At 60.3% G+C, this 19,972-nt stretch carries 13 protein-coding genes; 11 read left to right on the top strand and 2 right to left on the bottom strand.

Annotated elements, in window-relative coordinates; all coding sequences use genetic code 11:
* The first annotated feature begins 104 nt into the window (after positions 1-104).
* The 5 genes from B5F90_RS02730 to B5F90_RS02710 all read left to right on the top strand — a co-directional run bounded on the left by B5F90_RS02730 (position 105) and on the right by B5F90_RS02710 (position 7,362).
* Positions 105-1,439: an enzyme of heme biosynthesis gene (locus B5F90_RS02730; protein WP_204229522.1), complete on the top strand. Its 1,335-nt coding sequence runs from the start codon at positions 105-107 to the stop codon at positions 1,437-1,439.
* A gap of 9 nt (positions 1,440-1,448) precedes the next feature.
* Positions 1,449-2,339: an LPS export ABC transporter periplasmic protein LptC gene (gene lptC, locus B5F90_RS11110; protein WP_239307727.1), complete on the top strand. Its 891-nt coding sequence runs from the start codon at positions 1,449-1,451 to the stop codon at positions 2,337-2,339.
* Between the two features lie 56 nt (positions 2,340-2,395).
* On the top strand, positions 2,396-3,658 hold the full coding sequence (locus B5F90_RS02720) for a hemolysin family protein (protein ID WP_087360935.1): 1,263 nt from the start codon (positions 2,396-2,398) through the stop codon (positions 3,656-3,658).
* A 405-nt stretch (positions 3,659-4,063) separates the two neighbouring features.
* A complete protein-coding gene (locus B5F90_RS02715) occupies positions 4,064-6,088 on the top strand; it encodes a peptidylprolyl isomerase (protein ID WP_087360933.1) in 2,025 nt (674 codons plus the stop codon).
* A 131-nt stretch (positions 6,089-6,219) separates the two neighbouring features.
* The gene (locus B5F90_RS02710; protein ID WP_087360931.1) at positions 6,220-7,362 is read left to right on the top strand and encodes an iron-containing alcohol dehydrogenase; all 1,143 of its coding nucleotides are present in this window, start codon (positions 6,220-6,222) and stop codon (positions 7,360-7,362) included.
* Positions 7,363-7,841: 479 nt separating this feature from the next.
* On the opposite strand, the gene scpA is transcribed toward B5F90_RS02710, so the two are convergent.
* A complete protein-coding gene (gene scpA, locus B5F90_RS02705; RefSeq protein ID WP_087360929.1) occupies positions 7,842-9,980 on the bottom strand; it encodes a methylmalonyl-CoA mutase in 2,139 nt (712 codons plus the stop codon).
* A gap of 2 nt (positions 9,981-9,982) precedes the next feature.
* On the bottom strand, positions 9,983-11,833 hold the full coding sequence (locus tag B5F90_RS02700) for a methylmalonyl-CoA mutase family protein (RefSeq protein ID WP_087360927.1): 1,851 nt from the start codon (positions 11,831-11,833) through the stop codon (positions 9,983-9,985).
* A gap of 414 nt (positions 11,834-12,247) precedes the next feature.
* On the opposite strand from B5F90_RS02700, the gene B5F90_RS02695 reads away from it, so the two are divergent.
* From B5F90_RS02695 to B5F90_RS02670, 6 genes are all read left to right on the top strand, one after another.
* Positions 12,248-14,425 carry a glutamine synthetase III gene (locus B5F90_RS02695; RefSeq protein WP_234025661.1) on the top strand — a complete coding sequence of 726 codons (2,178 nt, stop codon included), beginning with the start codon at positions 12,248-12,250 and terminating at the stop codon, positions 14,423-14,425.
* Between the two features lie 344 nt (positions 14,426-14,769).
* Positions 14,770-15,870 carry a helix-hairpin-helix domain-containing protein gene (locus B5F90_RS02690; protein WP_087360924.1) on the top strand — a complete coding sequence of 367 codons (1,101 nt, stop codon included), beginning with the start codon at positions 14,770-14,772 and terminating at the stop codon, positions 15,868-15,870.
* Positions 15,871-15,920: 50 nt separating this feature from the next.
* A complete protein-coding gene (gene rpsU / locus B5F90_RS02685; protein ID WP_087360922.1) occupies positions 15,921-16,112 on the top strand; it encodes a 30S ribosomal protein S21 in 192 nt (63 codons plus the stop codon).
* An 827-nt stretch (positions 16,113-16,939) separates the two neighbouring features.
* Positions 16,940-18,385: a hypothetical protein gene (locus B5F90_RS02680; RefSeq protein ID WP_143256085.1), complete on the top strand. Its 1,446-nt coding sequence runs from the start codon at positions 16,940-16,942 to the stop codon at positions 18,383-18,385.
* Positions 18,386-18,436: 51 nt separating this feature from the next.
* Positions 18,437-18,958: a hypothetical protein gene (locus tag B5F90_RS02675; protein WP_143256084.1), complete on the top strand. Its 522-nt coding sequence runs from the start codon at positions 18,437-18,439 to the stop codon at positions 18,956-18,958.
* Positions 18,959-18,977: 19 nt separating this feature from the next.
* Positions 18,978-19,931 carry a DUF6175 family protein gene (locus B5F90_RS02670; protein ID WP_087360916.1) on the top strand — a complete coding sequence of 318 codons (954 nt, stop codon included), beginning with the start codon at positions 18,978-18,980 and terminating at the stop codon, positions 19,929-19,931.
* The last annotated feature ends 41 nt before the right edge of the window (positions 19,932-19,972 follow it).

The following is a 19,972-nucleotide window of genomic DNA, read 5'->3' as shown; positions in this document are numbered from 1 at the left end:
TGTATTTCTGTCGGTTTCGTCGTATTTTTGCACATCCGCAGCGCGGCACAGCCCCCTCCTCCGGTAACACACGCAACAACAATAAAACAAATACTCATTGACCCATGAAACACGTCAAAATCTTGCTCGCCGCTGCAGCCTCCCTGGTCGCTTCGGCTTCCATGGCACAGGACCTCAACGCACCCCAGTATGCCAAGTGGGGCTCGACGCTTGAGGAGAAGCAGCAGAACATCCTCAACAGCAACTTCCTGAAGGAGTCGTGCGACAACCGCGACTACGATGCAGCCGCCCGTTACCTCAACGCCCTGATTAAGAGCTGCCCCGAGGCTTCGTCGGCCATCTACCAGCGCGGCGCCATTGTCTACAAGAACAAAATCAACCGTGCGAAGAGCCTCGCCGAGAAGAACGCCTACGTTGACTCGCTGATGCTCATGTACGACCTGCGCGCCAAGTACTTCGGCGACAACCCGAAGCAGGGTACCGCCTACATCCTCGACCGCAAGGCCCGCGAGTATGTCATCTACCGTCCCTCCGACCGTGCCGGTATCCGCAAGCTCTTCCGCGAGGCCATCGATGCCGGCGGCGAGAACGTTGACCCGGAGACCGTAGCCCTCTACTTCGGCAACCTCTGCGAGGATTACAAGACCACCGACGAGGTGACCCCCGACGAGGTGATTTCGGAGTACGACCGTCTGACGCCCATCTTCGAGAACAACCCCGATGCCATCGAGAGCAAGAATCAGTTTGACGCCGCCTTCGGTCTGAGCGGTGCCGCCAGCTGCGACAACCTCGAGGAGCTCTTCCGCAAGAAGCTCGAGGCCAACCCCGACGACGAGGCAACCCTTGCACAGGCCGTATCGCTCATGTCGCGTGCCAACTGCGACGGAGAGTTCTTCTTCACGACGGCCGAGAAGTATTACAACGCTCACCCCACCTCGGAGACGGCGCTCTCCCTGGCACAGGGCTTCCAGGCCAAGGGTGAGTATGACAAGGCCATCAAGTATCTGAACGAGGCGCTTGCCACCGAGACCGACAACATCGAGCGTGAGAAGCTGCTCGTCCGCATCAGCCTCGTGGACCTCGTGGCCGCCAACTATTCGGGTGCCGCAGCCGCCGCACGTCAGCTGCGTGAGCTCAACCCCGAGAACGGTCTTTCGTACTTCGTGCTGGCTCAGTGCTATGCCGCTTCGGCCGCTGCATGTGACGGCATCGCCGGACAGGCAACCTTCTGGGCTGCTTACGACACGATGTCGCAGGCCGTGAACCTGCTGCAGGACAGCCCCGAGTATCTGGAGAATGCCAAGACTGCCCTTGCGTCCTACCGCAACCACTTCCCCACCTCGGAGGAGTGCTTCTTCAACGAGCTGCAGCCCGGTGCCCGCTACACCGTAACGTGCGGTACGGCAGCCGGTGTGGTTACGACCGTTCGTACGCGCTAAACGCTTCGGATGGGAACCATTCTCATGAAGTATCTCAAGGTAGCACTTTCCCTTGCGGGAAGTGCTATCTTGCTATTCTCCTGCGGGGAGTCCGGGCAGCAGACGGATGAGGCGGCCAACGAGGCGATGATGACCGAGTACAGCGAGAACCTCTTGATTGTCATGTCGCAGAACGGCCGCAAGTCCTATGTCTTCACCACTCCGCTCGTCGAGGGCTACACGCTCGGCGCGGAACCCTACCGCGAGTTCCGCAAGGGTGTGAAAATCACCACCTACAAGGATGATTCGCTCTCGTCGGTCGACGCCGTGCTGACGGCCAACTACGCCATCTACTACGAAAACCGCGAACTGTGGGAGGCGAAGGGCAACGTGGTGGTCGAGAAGTCGGACGGCAAGACGCTCTATACGCAGCAGCTCTTCTGGAATGCCCGTACGGGGAAAATCTACTCGAATGTCGACTCGAAAATCGTCCAGAACGGAGGCCGCGACGTCTTCATCGGCGAGGGCTTCGAGTCGGACGAGCAGTTCCGAGACTGGCGGTTCCGCCGGATGAAGGGGCAGATGGAGGTCGATGCCACACCCCGCCAGCCGGCCGACTCCACGGAACGGGCCGAGCGGGACAGCGTGCGTGCCGAGCGCCGTGCAGCTGCAGCTACTCCACAGTCGCAGACGCGTCCGGGTCCCGCTCCACGCGTCCGTTACTCTTCGCCGCGCTCCTCGCAACCCGCGCGCAAGGAGGTGTCGGCTCCCGCGCCCGTCGCCTCGCAGTCGGTGCCGAGTCTGCAGGGTGCCGCAGAGAGCGCCCGTAACTCCTCCGGGGAGCGTTCCACGCTGAAGACTGAACGCCTTGAGCTGGCGGCTCCCTCCAAGCTGTCGACGTCCGATGGGGAGCAGAAGTAGCGCCGAAAAGTAAAGTCACGCATAGATAGAATAACACCTAAAAAGTGTAGCCACCGATGTTGTCTTCCGTCATACTGATTGCCGTCATGCTGCTGCTGTCGGCCTTCTTTTCGGGCATGGAGATTGCCTTCACGAGCAAGAACCGCCTCAAGCTGGAAATCGACCGCAAGCAGAGCCGGATGTTCGACTTCATCGCCGACATCTTCGCCCGCCACCCGGGGCAGTACATCACCACCATTCTGGTGGGCAACAACATTGCGCTGGTCGTCTACTCGCTCTACATGTCGTTACTGCTGCGCGGCATCTTCCACCTGCTGGGGTGGGAGCGGATTGCCCAGGAGGGGTCGGTGGCCATCGAAACGGCCGTCTCGACCGTGATTATCATCTTCGTGGCGGAGTTCCTCCCCAAGTCCGTATTCCGCAACAGCCCCAACTTCTACTACCGCTCGCTGGCTCCGGTCATCTACTTCTTCTACATCGTGCTCTATCCCATCGCGCGGCTGACGACCCTCATCTCGCAGGGCATCCTCTTCCTGGCGGGCCGCCGGCTCAAGCGCCAGGTGGCCGAGCCGAAGTTCGACCGCGAGGACCTCGCCGCGCTGCTCGATACGGCCGGCACGGAGCAGGGACCCGAGCCCGACCAGGAGCTGAAACTCTTCCAGAATGCGCTCGACTTCGCCGACCTGCGCGTGCGTGACTGCATGGTCCCGCGGGTTGATATCGAGGCCGTGGACCTGGACGACACCACCCTCGAACAGCTCACCGAGCGTTTCGTCGAGACGAAGTATTCGCGCATCTTCGTCTGGCGCAAGAGCATCGACAACATCGTGGGTTATGTCAACTCTAAGAGCCTCTTCACGGCGCCCAAGAGCATCGAGAGCGTCATGATGGAGGTGAGCTTCGTGCCGGAGACCATGCCGCTGCAGTCCGTGCTCGAGAACTTCATCAAGCACCGCAGCAACGTGGCCGTCGTTATCGACGAGTTCGGCGGCACGGCGGGCATCATCTCGCTCGAGGATGTGCTCGAGCAGATTTTCGGCGAAATCGAGGACGAGCACGACGTGCCCGACCTGATTGAGAAGCAGGTTGGCGAGCAGGAGTGGGTCTTCTCGTGCCGTCTGGAGGTGAAGTACCTCAACGAAAAGTACGACCTGGGCATCGAGGAGAGCCGCGAGTACGACACGCTGGCCGGATTCATCCTCTTCCACAACGAAGGCATCCCTTCGCCCGGAGAGACCGTTTCGGCGGGCAACCTCCAGGTGAAGATTCTCCGCACGACCCGTTCGCGCATCGAACTGGCGCGGGTCCGCAAGCTCTGAGCTTCCGGGGTCCGGGTCGGTCGGAGCCTGTCCGAGGGGCAGGAAATGGAGAAGCGCGTCCTGCGAGGGTCGTGAGAGCTTCTGAGGCATGAGGTCCGCATGCAGATGTGTCGGGCGATATGCCCGAAAGAGGCGGATGGAAGATGCTCCGAAGAGCGTGCGCAGTGAATCGTACGCAATCGCGGGCAGTCGGAATGGAGAGGCAGAATGGACAAGCGGAATGATTCCCGCACGGCAGTTGATGACCGAGGGGATTTTTCCGCTTTTTTATGGCATATTTACGAGAATATTTATTATCTTTGGCCCTAATTCGGAACGCCTTCTGCCGCTCCGCCTCGGCGGGGCTGTCGCAGCCCGACGACGCGGAAGGTTAGCACCAAGCAAACAAATATTTAACGTTTTCATATGGCAAGTTTAAACACCTTACGGACCAAGTTCGGCATCGTGCTTTCGATTATCATCGCACTCGCCCTCTTGGCATTCATCCTGTCGCTGAAGACCGAGATGGGCTTCTCGGGCAATGACCCCCGCGTGGGCGTCATCGACGGCGAGAAAATCAACTATTCGGAGTATTACGAGACCTACGAGCGCGTGCGTTCGCAGAGCGGCACCGTCGATTCCGACGAGCAGCAGTCGGCCATGCTGGCCAACGCAGCCTGGCAGCAGCTCTTCTCGAAGTATGTGCTCGACCCGGGCTTCGAGCGCCTCGGCCTTCGCGTGACGGAGCCCGAGCGTATGGCCATGGTGAGCGGCGAGCAGCCCTCGCAGGCCTTCTTCAACGCCTTCGCCGACCCCCGTACGGGCAGCTACAACGTGGCGGCCGTAAGTCAGTTCCTTGCCCAGGCCGAGACCAACTCCCAGGCGCAGGCCGCATGGCAGGCGCTCAACGAGCAGGCGCGTCTCGAGCGTCTCTTCCAGAAGTATATGGGTCTGGTCCGCGGCGGCACCTATGTGAACGCTCTGGAGGTGGCCAACGGCGTTGCTTCGGCGAACAACACCTTCTCGGGTCGTTGGGCCGGCAAGAAGTACGCTTCGATGCCCGATTCGCTCTTCACGGTCAGCTCGTCGGAGATGAACGAATACTACAAGAGCCACAAGCAGATGTTCAAGCAGCAGCCTTCGCGCACGCTCTCCTACGTCATCTTCGAGGTGAACCCCACCGATGACGACATGCTCGCGCTGGAGAAGCAGGCCAAGGAGGTGGGTGCCCAGCTGGCAGCCTCCGACGAGGTGCGCACCTTCGTACGCAGCAACCGCAACGGCCGCATCGCCGAGAACTACGTTTCGGCAGCCCAGCTTACCGACGACGAGGCCGAGGCGCTGACTGCCGGCAAGCAGTACGGTCCCGTGCTGAAGAACAACGAGTGGACGATGGCCCGCGTGCTCGACGTCAAGACGGCGCCCGATTCGCTGGGCATCAAGCACATCGTGCTTCCCTATACCGAGGAGTCGCTGGCCGACAGCCTCATGGGCGTGCTGCGCGGTGGTGCCGACTTTGCCGAGCTGGCTTCGCGCTACTCGGTCTATGACGCAACGGCTGCCAACGGCGGCGAGGTGGGCGTGCTTCCCTTCTCGGCCTTCACGGGCGAGTTTGCCGAGGCTCTGGCCGGCGCCAAGAGCGGTGACATCGTGAAGATTGCCTCGGGCGACGCCATCCAGATTATGCAGGTCTACCGTGCCGACAAACCCTCGAAGCACTACCAGATTGCCTCCATCACCTATCCCGTCGAGGCCTCGACGGCTACCCGCACCCAGGTGCACAACGCCGCCGGCACCTTCTCGGTCAACGCCAAGGAGTCCTTCGCCGATGCAGCCACGACGGCTGCCGTGACGCCGCGCGTGGCTACCCTCGTGCAGGGCGACCGTACGATTCGCGGTCTGGAGGATTCGCGCGAGGTTGCCCGCTGGGCCTATGGCGCCAAGGTGGGTGACATCTCCGAGATTTTCACCGTGGACAACGACTATGTGATTGCCACGCTGACGGCCATCGACGACGACGAGTATGCCTCGCCCGAGAAGGTCGCCTCGCAGATTCGCATGCAGCTGCTCCGCGACAAGAAGTATGACGCCATCGTCAAGGAGCTCTCGGGTGCGACGCTCGATGAGCAGGCTGCAAGCCTCGGCTCGGAGGTTGCCCCCTTCGAGAACGTCAGCTACGCTTCGTTCTACATCAATGGCCCCGGCATCGAGCCCCGTCTGGTAGGTGCCATCGCTTCGACCACCGAGAAGGGGGTTGTTTCGGCTCCCGTCAAGGGTATGTCGGGCGTCTATGTCTTCGTGGTGGACAACATCGCCACCGAGGAGAAGCAGACGGCCGAGGGTGAGAAGGTGCGTGCACAAGCCGTGGCCGAGAACATGGCCCAGCAGATGGCTCTTCCCGCCATCCAGCAGATGGCTGAAATCCAGGACCTGCGCGGCAAGTACTTCTAACGGCGCGGCCCAACATCCGATTGAGAAGAGCCGGACCTCGAGGTCCGGCTCTTTCTTTTTCCCGTTTTTTTGCCTATCTTTCGGAGACGAAATGCTCCCGCAGAGCGATTCACGAAAAACATCATACGGATATGAACAACTTCATCTATTACAATCCTACGCGCCTGGTCTTCGGCAAGGGGACCATTGCCCGGCTGTCGAAACTCATTCCCGCAGGCAAGCGCATTCTGGTCACCTTCGGCGGCGGCAGCGTCCGCAAGAACGGCGTATATGACCAGGTTACGAAGGCCCTCGAGGGGCACGAACGGTTCGAGTTCTGGGGCATTGAGCCCAATCCTTCGGTCGAGACGGTCCGCGAGGCGGTAGCTCTGGGCCGCGAGAAGCAGGTCGACTTCCTGCTGGCCGTGGGCGGCGGCTCGGTCATCGACGGTACGAAACTCATCGCTGCGGGCCTCTGCTACGAGGGTGACCCGTGGGAGATTGTCCTCAAGGGTCAGGCCTCGGCGCAGCTCCCCTTCGCAACGGTGCTTACGCTGCCCGCCACGGGCTCCGAGATGAACAGCGGAGCGGTTATCTCGCGCCACGAGACGCGTGAAAAGAGGGCCTTCTACGGCACCTATCCGCAGTTCTCGATTCTCGACCCCGAGGTGACCTACTCGCTGCCCAAACGTCAGATTGCCTGCGGTCTGGCCGATACGTTCGTGCATGTGCTCGAGCAGTACCTCACCACGACGGGCCAGTCGCGCGTGATGGGCCGCTGGGCCGAGGGTATCCTCCACACGGTGGTCGAGGTGGCTCCCCGTGCCCTGAGCGGCGAACATGATTATGATACCATGTCGGACTACATGCTCTCGGCAACGCTGGCGCTCAACGACATGATTCGCATGGGCGTGACGCAGGACTGGGCGACCCACATGATTGGCCACGAGCTGACGGCGCTCCACGGCCTGACGCACGGCGCCACGCTGGCGATTGTTGCCTGCGGTACGATGCGCGTGCTGCGCGACCAGAAGCACGGCAAGCTGCTTCAGTTCGGCGAGCGCATCTGGGGCATTGCCGACGGCACGGAGGAGGAGCGCATCGACCGGACGATTGCCCGCACCGAGGAGTTCTTCCGCTCGCTGGGGCTCTCGACCCGCCTCTCGCAGGAGGGTATCGGTGAGGCGACGATTGCCGAGATTGAGCGCCGCTTCAATGCCGAAGGTGTTGCCTATGGCGAGGCCGGCAACGTGACGGGAGCCGTTGCACGCCGGATTCTCGAGGCCTGTCTCTAAGGGAAAATTGGCCGAACCGACCGAACCGGCCGCACAGGCTGAACCGACTAACCGCTCCCGACTCAACCGGGCTGGTCAGCCGATTCTGCCGAATCGAGCCGAGCCGGCAGGGTCGGTCGGGTTTTCCGGGACGGGCACATCACCGCTTCGGATATCAACGCAGCGAAGCCGGGTCCATCAATGGACCCGGCTTCGCCTTTTTTGTGCGGGGCATTCCGTGCCGGCAACGGTTGGGCAATTGCCTTGGCAGGGTAGTCGGTTTTGCCCCGATGGGGCATTCGTTTTACCTTGGTAGGGTAGTGCTTTACCCCGGTGGGGCAGTCGCCTTTACCTGGGTAGGGTAGTGCTTTTACTCCGATGGGGCAGTCGCTTTTGCCTCGGAGGGACAGTCGCCCCTTTCCCCTCCGAGGAGCGGGGCCGGGACAAAAAAATACCCGCCGGATGCATCCGGCGGGTATTTCGTACATGCGTCGCTTCGGTTACTCGGCGAGCAGAATCTCAAGCATCTTGATGGCTGCCGTGGCAATCGGCGTACCGGGGCCGAAGATGGCGGCGGCACCGTCGCGATAGAGCTCGTCGTAATCCTGGTGAGGAATAACGCCTCCCACAATCACGATGATATCCTCGCGGCCCAGCTTCTTGAGCTCGGCAATCAGCTGCGGAACCAGCGTGAGGTGACCTGCGGCCAGCGACGATACGCCCACTACGTGAACGTCGTTCTCGACGGCCTGCTTGGCGGCCTCCTCCGGAGTCTGGAAGAGCGGACCCATGTCGACGTCGAAACCGATGTCGGCATAACCCGTGGCAACCACCTTGGCACCACGGTCGTGACCGTCCTGACCCATCTTGGCAATCATGATGCGCGGCTGACGGCCCTCCTTCTTGGCGAACTCGGCGCACAGCTCCTTGGCGCGCTCGAAAGACTTGTCGTTTTTCACTTCTGAAGAGTATACACCCGAGATGGAACGAATAACTGCCTTGTAGCGGCCTACGACTACCTCGCAGGCGTCGGAAATCTCACCCAGCGTAGCGCGCACCTTGGCTGCCTCGACGGCCAGCTCGAGCAGGTTGCCCTTCTTGGTCTTCACGCACTCGGTGATGGCGGCCAGAGCCTTCTTCACGGCCTCGTTGTCGCGCGTTGCGCGCAGCTCCTTCAGACGCTTGATCTGGCTCTCGCGTACGGCGGTGTTGTCGACGGCCAGGATGTCAATCGGGGCCTCCTTCTCAAGCCGGTACTCGTTCACGCCGATAATCTTCTCGGCGCCCGAGTCGATGTGAGCCTGCTTGCGTGCGGCAGCCTCCTCGATACGCATCTTCGGAATACCGGTCTCGATGGCCTTGGCCATACCGCCCAGCTTCTCGACCTCCTGGATGTGCTCCCAGGCCTTGTGTGCAATCTCGTTGGTGAGGGTCTCGACATAGTACGAACCGGCCCACGGGTCGATTTCGCGGCAGATGCTGGTCTCCTCCTGGATGTAAATCTGGGTGTTGCGGGCGATACGTGCCGAGAAGTCGGTCGGCAGCGCGATGGCCTCGTCCAATGCGTTGGTGTGCAGCGACTGGGTGTGGCCCAGAGCGGCGCCCATGGCCTCGATGGCCGTACGTGCAACGTTGTTGAAGGGGTCCTGCTCCGTAAGCGACCAGCCCGAGGTCTGCGAGTGGGTACGCAGTGCCAGCGACTTGGGGTTCTTCGGGTCGAACTGCTTGACAATCTTGGCCCACAGCATACGTGCGGCACGCATCTTGGCAATCTCCATGAAGTGGTTCATGCCGATGGCCCAGAAGAACGACAGACGCGGTGCGAAGGCGTCAATCGACATGCCGGCGTTGATACCTGCGCGCAGGTACTCCAGACCGTCGGCCAGCGTGTAGGCCAGCTCGATGTCGGCCGTTGCGCCTGCCTCCTGCATGTGGTAACCCGAAATCGAAATCGAGTTGAACTTGGGCATGTTCTTCGAGGTGTACTCGAAGATGTCGGCGATGATGCGCATCGAGAACTCGGGCGGGTAGATATAGGTGTTGCGCACCATGAACTCCTTGAGGATGTCGTTCTGAATCGTACCCGAAAGCTGGTCGAGCGTGCAGCCCTGCTCCAGACCGGTGACGATGTAGAAGGCCAGAATGGGCAGCACGGCGCCGTTCATGGTCATCGAAACCGACATCTTGTCGAGCGGAATGCCGTTGAAGAGCACCTTCATGTCCTCGACCGAGCAAATCGACACACCGGCCTTGCCCACGTCACCAACCACACGCGGATGGTCGGCGTCGTAGCCGCGGTGCGTAGCCAGGTCGAAAGCCACCGACAGACCCTTCTGACCGGCCGCCAGGTTGCGGCGATAGAAGGCGTTGGACTCCTCGGCGGTCGAGAAACCGGCATACTGGCGGATGGTCCACGGACGCATCACATACATCGTCGAGTAGGGACCGCGCAGGAAGGGGGCGATACCTGCCGCATAGTTCAGGTGCTCCATGCCTTCGAGGTCTTCGGCCGTATAGGTTCCCTTGACGGGAATGCGCTCGGCCGTCAGCCACGGCTCCACCTGTCCGCAGCCCTTCGAGGCGCAGCAGCTCTTCTGCTGACCGCCTTCGTATTTTAATTCTGAAAATTTAGCTCTCATGATTAGATTCCCATCTCTTTAAGGTAGAACTTCAGTGTCTCGAGCACGTTCGACTTCACGTTGATGAAGTTGGTGATGCCCTGTGCCTCGAGTTCGGGCGTGCAGGCGGGTGCACCGGCCACAACGAGGATGGCCTTGCCGCCGAGCAGCTCCTTGACCTTCGGAGCGACCGTTGCGTAGTCGTCGTCCGATGCGCAGACAACGACGATTTCGGCCTTCGATGCGAGTGCGGCCTCGACGCCCTCCTCAACCGACTTGAAGAAGGTGTTGTCGATGACGCGGATGCCGGCGCAGGCGAAGAAGTTGCACGAGAACTGGGCGCGTGCACGGGCCATTGCCAGACTGCCGCAGGTGAGCATGAATGCCTTGGGCTCCTTGCCGCTGCGGTCCACGTGCAGACGCATGGCCTCGAATGCCATGGCGCCGCGGTAGGGCTTCAGCGTGTTGCCCTCGCTCTCGGGACGCGTTACGCACTCCTGCTTAATCTCCTCGCCGGCCTTCTCCGTGAAGTTGGGGTACTGGTTGGCGCCCAGCAGAATCTGACGGCGCGTGGCGATGTTCTTGTCCTTGGCTGCAGCCGAAGCCTTGACGCGCTCTACGATGAAGCCCGACTTGTAGGCCTCCGTGTAGCCGCCCTTCTCCTCAATCTCGAGGAAGAGCTTCCAGGCCTCGTTGGCAATCGACTGGGTGAGGTTCTCGATGTAGTACGAACCGCCGGCCGGGTCAACCACCTGGTCGAAGTGAGCCTCGTGCTTGAGCAGCAGCTCGACGTTGCGGGCGATGCGCTTCGAGAATTCGGTCGGAGCCTCGAACGATGCGTCGAACGGCGTCACCTCCAGCGAGTGGATGCCGGCGATGGAGGCCGACATGGCCTCGGTCGTGCCGCGGAGCATGTTCACATAGGGGTCGTATACGGTCTGGTTCCAGGTCGAGGTTACGGCGTGGGTGTACATCTTGCAGGCGCAATCCTTCTCGGGGTTGTATGCCTTGACGATGTTGGCCCAGAGCATGCGGGCGGCGCGGAACTTGGCCATCTCCATGAAGTAGTTCGAGGTGACGGCCATCGAGAAGCGGAGCTTGCGGGCAGCCTCGTCGACGCTCAGACCGGCGTCCATCAGACGCACCAGATAGTCGTGACCGGCCGAGAGCGTGAAGGCGAGCTCCTCGACGATGGTCGAGCCGGCGTTGCTGAAGATATGGCCCGAGACGGTTACCACGCGGATGTGCTTGTACTCCTTGGTCTTCTTGACCAGCTCGGCGATGCGTGCGAAGCACTTGGCGCCGTTCTCCGAGCAGAAGTCACCCTTCGAGGTGAGGCCCTTGACCAGCGGGTCGATGCAGAAGTTGGCGTGTACATCCTCCTTGGCGATGCCCTCCTTCTCGACCTTTGCGAGGAAGAGTTCGGCTACGGCAGCGGGATGCTCGCCGCAGAAGGTCAGCTCGATGGCCGGGATGTGGATACCGGCCAGCAGCGTGTCGAGGTCGGCGGCGGAGAAGTTCTCCGAAGCGATGCAGAGTCCGAGTGCATCGACGCCTGCGTTGAGGAGCTTGAGCGCCTCTTCGTTGGCAGCCTTGGGGCACTCCACGCGGATGGTCTGGTGTACATGCCAGTGGTTGTTCGCGCGCGTGCCTCTTACATAAGGGAACTCTCCGGGCTGGGAGCCCAGGAACCGGAGACCTTCGAGATTTTCGGCCCGGTAGTAGGGACGGACATTGAATCCCTCGCCGGTTCTCCATACGAGTTTGCGCTCGTAGTCAGCACCTTTCAGGTCGGCCTTAATCACCTCTTCCCACTTCTCGGTCGGGACCGGAGGGAATTCGGTGAACAGCTTTTCACGTTGGGTATTTGCCATAACTATATTAGAGATTAGTATAAGTGTTGTCCAAAATTGCACGTAAAGGTATAAAATATTCGGGAGAATGAAGCAAAAAATCGTTAGGAAAATAACAATACCCCGGATGCAGTTTTTAGGCCTGCCGGTGACTTGTTCGGTTATTTAGGATAAAATTAGTATGATATAGGAATAAAATCGAGAAAAATCAAAAACAGGCGATTTTGCGTATGTGCGATGAAAAATGATGCTGTTTTCCGGAAAATGGCTCTGAAAAACGGGGTGTCTGCCTGAAAACAGGGTCTGTTTTTCGGAAAATCGCGAAAAAATGAGGTGCTTTTCGAAAAAATGCGATTTTTGCAAAACAACGACAGCGTTTATTTTTTTACCTTTGCACTCGAAAGATAAAACGACAATTCATCCCCCATCCAGATTATGTCTCAACTCAGATTCAAGATGGTCGATGCGGCAATCAACCACACGGCCGTTGAAGTGAAGGCTCCCGATGGACGTCCTTCGGATTATTTCGGAGAGAAGGTATTCGGACGCGCTGCCATGCGCAAGTACCTTGACAAGAAGACCTACGCAGCGCTGCTCGATACGATGGAGAACGGTACGCCGCTCACGCGCGACGTGGCCGACAGCATCGCCGCCGGCATGCGTCAGTGGGCGCTTGAGCATGGTGCCGACCACTATACGCACTGGTTCCAGCCGCTGACGGGCGGTACGGCCGAGAAGCACGATGCCTTCGCCGAGCCCGACGGAATGGGCGGCGTGCTGGAGGAGTTCTCGGGCAAGCTGCTCGTACAGCAGGAGCCCGACGCCTCGTCGTTCCCCAACGGCGGCATCCGCAACACCTTCGAGGCGCGCGGCTATTCGGCGTGGGACCCCTCGTCGCCGGCCTTCATCGTCGACACGACGCTCTGCATTCCGACCGTCTTCATCGCCTATACGGGCGAGGCGCTCGACTACAAGGTGCCCCTGCTGCGGGCCCTTTCGGCGGTTGATGCCGCTGCCACGGAGGTCTGCCACTACTTCGACAAGAATGTTTCGAAGGTCTTCTCCTATCTGGGCTGGGAGCAGGAGTATTTCCTCGTTGACGAGAGTCTCTGGGCCGCACGTCCCGACCTGATGCTCACGGGGCGTACGCTCATGGGTCACGAGTCGGCCAAGAACCAGCAGCTGGAGGACCACTATTTCGGTGCGATTCCGACGCGTGTGATGGCCTTCATGAAGGACCTCGAGTATGAGTGCCTGAAGCTGGGCATTCCGGTCAAGACGCGCCACAACGAGGTGGCTCCCAATCAGTTCGAGCTGGCTCCGGTCTACGAGGAGGTCAACCTTGCCAACGACCACAACCAGCTGCTGATGACCATCATGGACAAGATTGCGCGCCGCCACCAGTTCCGCGTGCTGCTCCACGAGAAGCCCTTCAAGGGCATCAACGGCTCGGGCAAGCACAACAACTGGTCGCTGGGCACCGATACGGGCGTCAATCTGCTCGGTCCGGGCAAGACGGCCGGTGAAAACCTGCAGTTCATCACCTTCCTGGTCAATGCCATCTCGGCGGTCTACAAGCACAACGGTCTGCTCAAGGCCTCCATCATGAGCGCCACCAACGCCCATCGTCTGGGCGCCAACGAGGCACCCCCGGCCATCATCTCGACCTTCCTCGGTTCGCAGGTCTCGGCCGTGCTGGACAAGCTGGCAGCCTCGAGCGGCGACGATGCGATTCGCTTCGACGCGAAGAGCGTCTTCAAGATGAGCGGTATCTCGCACATCCCGACTCTGCTGCTCGACAATACGGACCGCAACCGCACCTCGCCCTTCGCCTTCACGGGCAACCGCTTTGAGTTCCGCGCCGTGGGTTCGTCGGACAACTGCGCCGAGGCGATGATTGTGCTCAATACGGCGATGGCCAACGAGCTGACGGAGTTCAAGCGCAACGTCGACGCCCAGATTGAGGCCGGCGTGAAGAAGGAGAAGGCCATCTACGAGGTGCTCAAGCAGATGATTAAGGCCTGCCAGGCGATTCGCTTCGACGGCAACGGCTATTCGGACGAGTGGAAGGCCGAGGCGGCCCGCCGCGGTCTGGACTGCGAGACCTCCACGCCGCTCATCTTCGACCGCTATCTGGACCAGGCGTCGCTCGACATGTTCGCTGCAACGGGCGTCTTCTCGAAGGTCGAGCTCGAGGCCCGCACCGAGGTGAAGTGGGAGACCTATACCAAGAAGATTCAGATTGAGGGCCGCGTACTGGGTGACCTGGCGATGAACCACATCGTGCCGACGGCTTCGCGCTACGAGGCGATGCTGCTCGACAAGGTCTACAAGATGGCGCAGATTCCGGGGCTCAACGCTGCGGCCGACATCGAACTCATCAAGAAAATACAGGGCCACACGGCTGAAATCCAGCGCCTGACGGGCGAGATGATTGAGGCGCGCAAGCACGCCAACCCCATCGAGGACCAGCGTGCCAAGGCCATCGCCTACCACGATACGGTGGCGGTCTTCTTCGACCAGATTCGCTACCATATCGACAAGCTGGAGGAGATTGTCGACGACCAGATTTGGCCCCTGCCGAAATACCGCGAGCTGCTCTTCATGCGTTAGCGGTACATTGGAGAAGTTAGGTTTTTGAGCGAAGCGGGGAGGCTGCGGCCTCCCCGCTTCCGTTTTACGACCCGCCTTTGCACGGTGCCGCCCCTTTTGCGGTCTGCGTCCTGGTTGTTGTCTTGCTGCGCCTCCGCTCGCGGGTCGGCGGGCGGAGGGGGGGCCGGCTGCGGTGTGTGGAGGTGAGGGTGCGGTCGCGCCGGGTGTTCGTTTTCGGGCCAAAGATGTTGCGGCCGGCCGTTGCATCGGGGCGGATTCGAATAAAAGTATTATCTTTGTAACAGGCGCCTGCCGAGGGGTTGTTTCCGGTGATATGCGGGGCGGCGCGCAAATCCTTTCGAACCATGAAGCCACTCTTTTCGGAACGCGAAGTGCGTGCTGTGGCGATTTTTCTGCCGCTGGCCGGACTGGTCATCCTCGGCCTGCTGCTGGCCCGCCCACGGACGACGCAGCAGGATGCCGACCTGCTTGAACGGGAGTTCGAGGAGCGGGTCGACTCGGCCCGTCTGCGCCCGTTCGACCCCAACCGGGCCGACTACGACGAGCTGCGCAGCCTCGGGCTCTCGAAGTACGAGGCGGTGAGCCTGCTCAAGTACCGCGCTTCGGGCAAGATTTTCCGCATTCCCGAGGATGTGGCCCTCTGCTATGGCTTCTCGGATTCGCTCTACCGCCGTCTGGCGCCCTACATCCGCATCGGCCGCAAGTACGCCCTCGCGCCCCGCTCGTACAGCCGCGAGCGGATTGTGCCGCAGCCGATTGCTCCCGAGCCCTTCCTGGTCGACACGGTAAGCGCCGCCTATCTGCAGGCCATCGGGGCCCTGTCGCGGCGTCAGGCCCAGGTCTTCATCCGCTGGCGCGATGCGAGCGGCATCCGCGACATGGAGGAGCTGCGCGCCTGCTACGTCATCTCGGATTCGGTGGCCGACGCCCTGGAGCCCTACGTCCTCTTTGCGGAGCGGCGCCCCTCGCCCTTCGAGGAGCCCGTCGAGCTCAACAGCGCCGATTCGGCTGCGCTGCGGAGCGTCGTCGGCATCGGCGAGAAGACCGTGACGGCCATCATGCGCTACCGCGAACGGCTGGGCGGCTTCGTGCGGGTCGAGCAACTGGCCGAGGTGCCGGGCGTTACGGAGCGCAATTACGAGCGAATATTGAAACAAATTCGCTGCGATAGCTTTCAAATTCGAAAAATTGATATTAACTTTGCAGCCCCGAACGAGTTGGGACGCCATCCCTACATGGCACCCCGCACGTTGCGGAAACTGCTCAAGGCAAGACAATTGAAAGGAGGTTGGAGTACCCTCGAAGAGTTGGTAAAGGACGACATATTGACCCGGGAGGAGGCAGCGCGGCTGGCTCCCTACCTGCAATTCGGGGTGCGGAAGACGGAACTGAAAGATGATTCGACGTCGTTCGGAGGTGAGGTTCCTCCGGGCTACTTCCAATGAAAAGACAACCTCAATTTTAATTTTTGCAAACTTAAAAAACAACACATACCATGATTATCATGCCGGTAAAAGAGGGCGAGAACATCGAGCGCGCCCTGAAGAAGTTCAAGCGTAAATACGAGCGTACGGGTGTCCTGAAGGAGCTCCGTCGTCGCCAGTACTTCACGAAGCCTTCGGTGGCCAAGCGTGAGGCGATGCAGCGCGCCATTTACGTGGAGCACACCTACCGCAACGAGGAGTAGGCGCTTCGCTTCCGAAAAAAGAGCCCCGACGGTTTCCGTCGGGGCTTTTTCGTGTCGGGAGTGAAGCGTGGGCCCTGTCTGTCGGAACTTTTTCGTGTCGGTTTGGAGACGTTCCGCACGCTCCGGACGTCGGGGCTATTTTGTGTCGGTCGGATGTCCCCATACGCTCCGGACGTCGGGGCTTTTTTATGCCGGTGTGTGAAGCATGTCCGCGCGCTTCGGTTCGGGCGGGCCGGTGCCCGGACGTCGGGCAGGGTGGCCTTCGCCGTATTCACTCTATCCTGTCCGTTCTCCGTCTCCGTCTCCGTTTCCCGTCTCCGGTTCCTGCCGGGTTGCCCTGCCGGTCGGAATCATCCCTCCGGGCAGGGTTTCGAAGTGTAAGCTGCCGGCGGTTGTCGGGTGGGTGAAATGCCGGAATCGGGCCATAATAGGGTAGTGGTGACCGAAAACGGGTGTACGTCCGTTCGTGTTTTTTTTAGGAATAATACCCCTGCTGAACCGTTTTTGCACGGGTAAAATGATGAAAAAAGGGGCTGAGTTGACTTTTTTTGTGAGAAAATGATGACAAAATGAATAAACGTACGGCCGGAAGTAGGATATTTTGAAAAATAAGGTTATCTTTGTTTTTACTTGTGAGAATGATTTGTGGGGTGAGAAACGTCCGTTCATATTCGGAAAAGGCTCACAAATCGCTTCCGCTGCCCGGTCCAGTCCGGTCGACGGTCGTGATACGGCGTTTTTTGCGATTGGGACGGTATTCCGCCCTTTTTTCGTATCACGGTGTCGGCAAGCAAACTTTTTAACTAATAACTTAAACTGTTCGTTACATGAAGTTTTTTGGACTCACGATTGCGGCGGCTGTCGCCACAATGACGGCTCAGGGTGTGTCGGCCCAGGAGCTCAACAAAAAGGTAGCCTCGGACGAGTACGTGCGTAACTCGGTCTGCCTGATGATGATGGAGGATGCCTCCGTGCCCCAGAAGGATGTGCTCCGCGAGGCGTTCCTCAATGCGGAGTGGAACCCCAAGTACAACGACCAGAACATCGAGACGTCGCTGCGCGTCATCGACCCGACGGCCTATACGCTCACTGCCGACGACGAGGCGGCCTTCAACCTCGCCTGCACCCCCACGGAGCAGTATCTCAACATCCTCGAGACGGGTGGTACGGCTCCCAAGCAGACCTACTACAACGAGACGATGAACCAGATTCTGCGTCAGCTGATGGCGACCCAGACGCAGACCGTCGATACGGTCATCAAGCTCAACGTGGCGCGTCTGGCCAACAAGTACCTGCTTGAGAACCACGTGGCCAAGCGTCTGGCCGACGGCTGGTTCCTCGGTCCCGACGGCCAGTACACCGACTCCACCGTGCTCGAGCGCGGCATGCTGAACGTCTCGGCCGATGAGTCGGAGGTGGCCGCTGCGACCGAGGCCGGTTCGCACTACCTGATGCGTCAGATTGACCTCTCGGAGCTGGTGGGCAACACCTTCGTGGTGGTGACGCGCTTCGGCTACAAGGCCAAGGATGCGCTGGTGGCCGACATCATGCTGCCGATGTACGCCGCCGCCGAGTTCGATTCGTCGGGCTACGGCAAGATGGCGCTCAAGGTGGCCGAGATGGGCGTGAAGGCCGGTCTGGGTGCCGGATACTACGTAACGGTTGACTCCTACCTCTTCCGTCTGCGCTGGAACGATGCCATCGCCGAGCGCTTCAACGAGCTGTGGGACAACGAGACCGGCGCCTTCAACATGGATGCCTACAACGCTTCGGACCTCTTCTCGCTGCAGTTCATCGGCAACGAGCGCGCATGGGCCAAGACCAAGGCCGGCGTCTTCACCGACAAGAGCGAGAATGAGCTGATTCGTCTGGCTGCCGCCGACGCCGTGGACGGCGTGCTGGCCAAGTTCGAGCGCAAGTACGACGAGTTCAAGACCAAGACCCCGCTCATCGTGCACGAGACCACCGACAAGAAGGGTCGTCCGACCCGCACCTATGCAGCCCGCATCGGTACGCGTGACGGTCTGGAGGGCGGCGAGGTATTCGAAGTGCTCGAGAAGAAGATTGTCATGAAGGACTCCGTCGAGCGCGTCTCCTACGTCAAGAAGGGCGAGCTGACCGTCGACAAGAAGAACGTTTGGGACAACTCCTACAGCACCGAGGCGGGTGCTCCGTCGGAGGAGGCCAAGACGGGCGAGACGCTGCTGGTGGGCAAGAGCAAGGATGCCTACTACGAGGGTCTGCTGCTGCGCATGAAGACCAAGAAGAAGTAGTGTGCCGCATGGACGTTGCATGAACCTGTTACCTTTTTATATTGTACTGCAATGAAAAGATTAGTTTTCATATTGATGCTTGTCCTTCTGCCCGCGATGCTCTTCGCGGGTCAGAAGAACAAGACCAAGAAGGCCAATGCGGAGACTGCCGCATGGCGCTATGAAATCCAGAACGAGGCGGTGGGTGCCGACAATACGGTGCTGGTCCGCGTCTGGAGCTATTCGAAGAGTGTTGACGTGGCCCGCAAGCAGGCGCTCAAGAATGCCGTTCACGGCCTGATTTTCAAGGGGGCGGCGGCCAACAACGACCGCTCGAAGCGTGCCCGCGCACTCAAGCCGCTGGTAAGCGACCCGAACGCCGAACAGACCTATGCCGCGTTCTTCGATAGCTTCTTCGCCGACGGGGGTGACTATGCCCGCTACGTATCGGTTGCCAACAGCTCGGGAGCCGGCAACGTGGTGAAGATGGGCAAGGAGTACAAGGTGGCCGTCTACGTGACGGTGCAGTACTCCGAGCTGCGCAACCGCCTCGAAAGCGAAGGAATTATCAAGAGCCTGGATTCCATCTTCTAACCTGTAAACCGTTGTGGATATGAAACGAGTGATTTTGTCGTGTGCCCTGCTCCTGGCCGCCGTGCTGGGCTATGCGCAGGGTGCCAAGAAGCCGACGATTATGGTCGTGCCGAGCGATGTGTGGTGCATCCAGAACGGCTACTACACCACCTTCGACAACCAGGGGACCGAAGAGAAGGTGCCCGACTACACGAAGGCAATCCAGGGCGATGCCGACCTGCTGCTGGTGACCAGCAAGCTGGGTGAACTGATGGCCGAGCGGGGCTTCCCGCTGCGGAGCATGGAGGCCATGCTCAAGCGGCTGAAGACCGAAGAGGCCGAGGAGTCGCTCACCATGTCGAAGGAGACGGGTGCCGAACTGGCCGAGTCGCCGCTCGACAAGCTCAAGCGGGTGGCCCGCGCCGACATCTGGATGCAGGTGACGTGGACCGTCAACCGCATCGGACGCGACGTCTCGGTGACCTTCAACCTTCAGGGTCTCGATGCCTACACCGATAAGCAGGTCGCCGCCGGCTCGGGTACGAGCGCTCCGGAGCCTGCCGCCTGGATGGAGCTCCCCGTGACGCTGTCGGAGGCCGTGAACGCCAATCTGGAGGACTTCTGCAATCAGCTGATGGCGCACTTCCAGGATATGGAGACCAAGGGACGTGAAATCGCCCTGACGTGCCGTTGCTGGAGCGACAGCGAATATGACTTCGAGAGCGAGGTGGGCGGCGACGAGCTGGGCTTCCTCATCGAGGACTGGGTGGCTGCCAATACGGTCGAGGGTCGTTTCACGACGGCCGACGCCTCGGAGAGCCGCATGTACTTCGAGCAGGTGCGCATCCCGCTCTTCAACGAGAACGGCCGCGCGCTCGACGCCCGCTCGTGGGCCAACGGCCTGCGCCGCGAGCTGCGCGAAAAGTACGGCATCGAGTCGAAGCTCACGATTCGCGGTCTGGGACAGGCAATCCTGACCATCGGAGGCAAATAATGATGTAGCATGAACTGCGCGGCAGACCCGACGGCGGACCC

Origin of the sequence: Alistipes sp. An31A (assembly GCF_002159425.1) — a bacterium.
In the GTDB taxonomy this organism is placed as follows: domain Bacteria; phylum Bacteroidota; class Bacteroidia; order Bacteroidales; family Rikenellaceae; genus Alistipes; species Alistipes excrementigallinarum.
The sequence above is the reverse complement of the archived record's forward strand: the minus strand, read 5'-3'. Positions and strand labels throughout refer to the sequence as shown.